Source organism: Acinetobacter sp. YH12227 (assembly GCF_013417785.1).
Lineage (GTDB): Bacteria > Pseudomonadota > Gammaproteobacteria > Pseudomonadales > Moraxellaceae > Acinetobacter > Acinetobacter gandensis.
On sequence record NZ_VPDH01000123.1, the window covers coordinates 1 to 5,708 of the forward strand.

The window sequence follows — 5,708 nt, forward strand, 5'->3', positions numbered from 1 at the left end:
TTGTTCCATTTTAGATATTTGTTTAAGATAAGATATAGCTCATTGAGATGTGTCATAGTATTCGTCGTTAGAAAACAATTATTGTGACATTATTTCAATGAGTTATCTATTTTTGTCGTGTACAGAGAAAAAAATATCAAAATATGATTATCTGAAATTATTTTAATAATAAAAAAATCAGTCGAAATGACTGATTTTTTAAAATTCAATTTGATACTTTGAACTTAAAGACCGGCTTCGTATTGCTCGCTTGAAAGTAAAGCCTCTACATCTGCAATATTGTCAGGTTTAATTTTGTAGATCCAGCCTTTGCTATAAGGTGCATCATTGACAAAATCCGGATCATCTTCAAGGTCAGGGTTTACTTCAACCACAACACCAGAAACCGGAGCATGAATATCAGATGCTGTCTTTACTGATTCAACCACACCAGATTGTTCACCCGCAGTAATGTGTTTACCTACTTCAGGTGCTTCTACATAGACTAAATCACCTAGGGCATCTTGTGCATGATCAGAAATACCAGTAACAACGAGGTCACCTTCAATTCGCACCCATTCATGTGTACTTGCGTACTTCAAATCTGAAGGATGATTCATTGATAACTCCTTAAATCCATTAAATTCATTTTTCGCATGAGTTATACATGCTTTTGATCCAAAACAAAAGACTTATAAGTACGGATCTTTACGCCAATTGCTTGGGCTTCGACCACTCCAACGTTTGAAGGCACGGCTAAAATTAGCAACATCACTATAGCCCAATTCATCTGCAATTTGTTCAAGGGTAAAGTCTGTACGAGACAATAGTGAGGTTGCATGCCGATAGCGAACTTCATCCACTAAAGTCGAAAATGATGTACCTTCAGCAGCCAGTTGTCTTTTCAGAGTTCGATCAGACATATGTAAACGTTCAGCAACACTTTCAATGCTTAGATAGTGTTGTTCAGAATTGGTTAATATATCTCGTACACGCATCGCAATACGATGACGCTCACCTAAGGCTGAAAGTTCGGCTTCACATTGGTTAATCGCAATTTGACTCGCAATAGGGTCAGCATGAACTAATTTATTCCCCAAATATTGTTTATCAAAACTGAGTAATAGATGAGGTTGATCAAATCTAAACTGGTGACGTGGATATTTTGCAATAAAACGTTCTAAACCTTCTGGCTGTGGGAAATCGAAGTCTATTTCACCGGCGGAATAATCAACACCGGTAATGGCTTTTCCCATACTGATCATGCCAAAAATCAACGCAATAGATATTTCGGTACGTAAGGGTTCTAAGGTGACATCAGTTTGTAATTGAATAGTCGCTTTACTGCCAAAGGTAGAAAAAAACAATTGCAAAAAGGGCATACGTAACTGTATAAATCGGTTTGCTAAAACCAAGGCATCCGTAATATCCCGTGCAGTCATAATGGCATAACCAATAAAACCATGTATGGAAATACGCATTTGATTCCCGAGGTGAAAGCCTAGAGTCGGTTCACCCGTAAGCTTTAATGCATGCTCAACTAACTGGTTGGCTATCGCTGTCGGAATGCGAAAATCAGGTTCAGCAAGTTGCTCACTATTGAGCCCAAACGGTTCAAATAATGTCTCTGCGGTGTAGCCCCAACGTGAGACAACATCTAAAAGGAGCAATCCATAAACGCCGGGTATACCCTGATCCTGACGGGAAGTAATTGTTTTCATAGCGTTCCGTTGCAATGCAGGTTTTTTCTTGTGTTCAAATCTATATTGGCATGAAATCAAGTTGCATCCTACAAAAATTGTTGGACAAACTTTGCTTAGCTTCTTTTATATCGATTGAATTTTAACTTGTAAAGTACTTGTAATTCACTGACTATTCCGCTTTGAAGGTCTTACTAAATACAACAATTTTTGTGGTCGACATAAACAGCACATCGCCATTTTGATTCAAAGCCTGCGTAACATAACTTACGATGCCGCGATCGTTTTTACTTTTCGATGGCGTAATTGCTACAATTTCTACTTCAGCATGTAATTTATCTCCAGGCCGTGTTGGTCGTGGCCAGCGGAGACTCGATTCGGAACCAATCAAACCATAAGCCACAGGGAAACATTCTGTCCAAAGACGCATGGTGACAGCTGCAGTATGCCAGCCACTTGCTGCCAAGCCTTTAAAAATAGGGTGTTTTTCAGCTTTTTCCTCATCTGTATGAAATTCTTGCGGATCATAAGCATTTGCAAATTGCTTAATCTCATCAATACCCATTTCATATTCACGACTGACGAAACGATCACCTACTTTTAAGTCTTCCAAGTACAGCATGTATTAATCTTCCTTTGCTTCAGGTTTATGTTGTTCTATTAAAAATCCGCCAGTCTGGCGTTGCCATAAATGTGCATAAATTCCATTTAATGCAACTAATTCTTCGTGTGTACCTTGTTCAGCAATTTTTCCCTCATCCAAAACAATAAGACGATCCATTTGTGCAATTGTCGATAAGCGATGGGCAATTGCAATCACGGTTTTGCCTTGCATCAAATCATCTAGACTAGATTGGATCGCCGCCTCAACTTCTGAATCTAAGGCACTGGTTGCTTCATCTAAAATTAAAATTGGTGCATCTTTAAGGAATACTCGCGCTATGGCAATACGTTGACGTTGACCACCTGAAAGTTTTACACCGCGTTCACCCACAAATGCGTCATAACCACGTTGACCACGTAAGTCGACTAATTGTGGAATGAACTCATCCGCCTTGGCTTTACGTACAGCCTCATACATTTCTTCATCCGTCGCATTTGGACGACCATATTTAATATTTTCCTCGACGGTACGATGTAAAAGAGAGGTATCTTGAGTGACTAGTGCAATACTTTTTCTCAAACTATCCTGTGTCACATCTTCTATATTTTGACCATCAATCGAAATACGACCTTGGTTAATAGTATAAAAATGCAGTAATAATTGTATTAATGTAGATTTACCTGCGCCAGAGCGACCCACAATACCAATCTTCTCACCAGGGCGAATGGTCAGGTTAAATTGATCAATAACGTTTTTATCGTTGTAGGCAAAATTCACATTTTCAAATTTTATTTCACCTTGAGGCACAACTAATTCTTTAGCGTCTGGTTTATCTTGAATATTAATACGGCGTCCCATGGTTTGCATGCCATCTTGAATTGTGCCGACATTTTCAAATAAAGCAGATGTTTGCCACATCATAAATTCTGAAATACTGCTCAGTTTTAAAATCATGGCGGTCGCTGCAGCAATTACGCCTAATTCAGCTTGGCCATTCATCCATAGCCAAATGGCAGTTCCCAATACTCCGCCATATAGAACAATCGTAAGCAAATTTGTAGTGATGTTATATTTTGCACCCAATCGCATTTGCTTGTAGACGGTGGTCATGAACTCTTTCATGGATGATTTAGCATACTGACTTTCTCGACCAGCATGAGCAAATAGTTTTACTGTTTGAATATTGGTATAGGCATCAGTTACACGACCTGTCATGACAGCGCGTGCATTGGCTTGTTCATTAGCAACTTTACTCAGCTGCGGAATAAAATAACTTGCAGAACCAATAAATAATGCCAACCACAACATTAAGGGAATAATTAAAAGGGGCGAAATAGCACCTAAAATAATCGTAATAGAAATCAAATATATAAGCACATAGGCAACCATATCGCCCAAGATGATCCAAAATTCACGTACGGCCAATGCGGTTTGCATGACTTTTGCAGAGAGTCGACCAGCAAAATCATTATGAAAAAAATCCAAACTTTGTTTTAACAGTAAATTGTGAAATCTCCAACGCAAACGCATTGGGAAGGTACTGTATAAAATTTGATGCTTAATAATGGTTTGTAGACATGAGAAAAAGATATTGGTCAGTAAAATACAGGCCAAAATGGTTAAATTGGTTTGATGCTGCTGTAAAAAAGTATCAGGCTGTGATTGGTTAAGCCAATTTACTAATTCACCGATTTTTGAATAAAGTAAGGCTTCAAAACTAGCTACACCAGCGGTACAGAGTACCAATATGAGTAAATAGCGTTTTACACCAGATGCTGCTTGCCAAACAAAGGGGAAAAATTTCGTAGGCAAGGGCTGATGCAAATTTTTTTCTGGATAGGCATCGACTAAATTTTCAAACCATTTAAACATGCAAACAACCTAGTATTTTTAAGTCAGCGAATCTTTGATCAATACCGATGAGTGTAATTGATTCGATTCAGTTAAACCATGTCGTTTTACTTGTTGTTTTATACAAGTTGTTCACTCTGATTCATAGTGCTGTAATGAACAACACAATTTCGGCCTTGGTGTTTGGCTTCATATAAAGCAATATCGGCATGTTTAATAAGTTGGTCTAATTTCGGATGTTTAGGATCCAATTTAGAAACCCCTACAGAAATTGTGAACGTTAATTCTTGATCATTGATATTTAAACATTGTTGTTCCATCTTATAGCGTAGACGTTCTGCAATTTTTAGCGCATCAGCTTGTACAGTATAGGGTAGTAGAACAATAAACTCCTCACCGCCAAAACGCGCTAACATATCATTATGTCGCATCTCTCGACGAGCGACTTCTGCAATACAGCATAGGACTTGATCACCAACGTCATGACCATAAGCGTCATTAATCTGTTTAAAATGATCGACGTCGAAAATTAGTAAACTAGTGCTGACCGTATGCGGTGTCTCTCTAATTTTTCGATTGGCTGATTGCACAAAATGACGGCGGTTACTGATTTGAGTCAGTTCATCAGTGTGCGCTAACTTACGTAATGTATGATAATTCCAATCATCAAGCAGTGCGCGTAAGAATGTCTTACGTGAATTTAAAGTATTGTTCCAGCATATATAAATACTAAATAGTAAGATGGGAACATATACAAATAGGTAAATGATAAAGTCACTGAGGACATTAAGACGCCAGACGCCAAACAAAACTGCCGCAGTAATCATTGCAGAGCTGAGTAAAGCCGGACGAAAATGTACCTGTATACTAAGGTTGCCTAAAACAATCAAAATAACAGCTGCATATTGATATGTATATACAGCTTCATTGTTGGAGTTGAGTAGAATTTCAAACCATAGTACAGCTGAAAGACAGGTCGCATAAGGCAAAACCATATCGAGTAACTGAATACGCCGAATGTATTTAAATAAAAAAAAGTTAAGTCCAAACGCACCAATAATTGCAATGACTCGAATCACACCAGACAGTACTTCTACATCCGGCACAACGTATCGATCTGCCCAAAAATAGATTAAAAACGCCAATTGAGCAAAATGATTAACTTGCTGTAAATATTTTTTTTGGTTGTAGTATAAAAATTTATGGAAAGCGCTTTTAAATTGACTCGGTATACGTGCAATCGGATCGCGTAGAGCATTTTCAATGTGTTCACGGCTATGGACATCGCAGGCTTCTGATTTTATTAGGGTGTGCTTAACCGGTGATTGATTCATTGAATCAAACAAAATTTCTGATGGTGTTCTAACTGATTTATGAGAAGGGTTTGGGGTACCTTCCATGATCAAGTTCCTATTTTAGAAGCTTTTTTATGCGTTTGTTTACAAATAATATAGGACTTACGCACTATTATTTATAGATTCTCTGTGGTAGCAGATGATTTTTATCGAGAATAAAGTCATCAATGAAGTTTTTGATAACTGGTCTAAATAATTTCTTCTGCCAACGATATACAT

The 5,708-nt window shown here is 37.9% G+C and carries 5 protein-coding genes and 1 pseudogene; all 6 read right to left on the bottom strand.

The features are described from left to right. Window positions 1-224: 224 nt before the first annotated feature. On the bottom strand, window positions 225-599 hold the full coding sequence (gcvH, locus tag FTV09_RS16870) for a glycine cleavage system protein GcvH (protein WP_067766536.1): 375 nt from the start codon (window positions 597-599) through the stop codon (window positions 225-227). Window positions 600-671: 72 nt separating this feature from the next. Then, window positions 672-1,700 carry an AraC family transcriptional regulator gene (locus FTV09_RS16875; protein ID WP_067766539.1) on the bottom strand — a complete coding sequence of 343 codons (1,029 nt, stop codon included), beginning with the start codon at window positions 1,698-1,700 and terminating at the stop codon, window positions 672-674. A gap of 151 nt (window positions 1,701-1,851) precedes the next feature. Further along, window positions 1,852-2,301, bottom strand: a complete 450-nt coding sequence (locus FTV09_RS16880) for a MaoC family dehydratase (protein WP_067766541.1) — start codon at window positions 2,299-2,301, stop codon at window positions 1,852-1,854. Window positions 2,302-2,304: 3 nt separating this feature from the next. Continuing rightward, window positions 2,305-4,155, bottom strand: a complete 1,851-nt coding sequence (locus FTV09_RS16885; protein WP_180058940.1) for an ABC transporter ATP-binding protein — start codon at window positions 4,153-4,155, stop codon at window positions 2,305-2,307. A 98-nt stretch (window positions 4,156-4,253) separates the two neighbouring features. Continuing rightward, entirely contained in the window at window positions 4,254-5,534 is a 1,281-nt protein-coding gene (locus tag FTV09_RS16890) for a GGDEF domain-containing protein (protein ID WP_257222935.1), read from the bottom strand. A gap of 67 nt (window positions 5,535-5,601) precedes the next feature. After that, window positions 5,602-5,708: pseudogene (locus tag FTV09_RS16895) on the bottom strand (IS701 family transposase); the annotation flags it as partial.

Coding starts and splice junctions, on each gene's coding strand:
- FTV09_RS16890 (WP_257222935.1), bottom strand. CDS start 5,534: ATGGAAGGTACCCCAAACCCTTCTCATAAATCAGTTAGAACACCATCA.
- FTV09_RS16885 (WP_180058940.1), bottom strand. CDS start 4,155: ATGTTTAAATGGTTTGAAAATTTAGTCGATGCCTATCCAGAAAAAAAT.
- FTV09_RS16875 (WP_067766539.1), bottom strand. CDS start 1,700: ATGAAAACAATTACTTCCCGTCAGGATCAGGGTATACCCGGCGTTTAT.
- FTV09_RS16880 (WP_067766541.1), bottom strand. CDS start 2,301: ATGCTGTACTTGGAAGACTTAAAAGTAGGTGATCGTTTCGTCAGTCGT.
- gcvH (WP_067766536.1), bottom strand. CDS start 599: ATGAATCATCCTTCAGATTTGAAGTACGCAAGTACACATGAATGGGTG.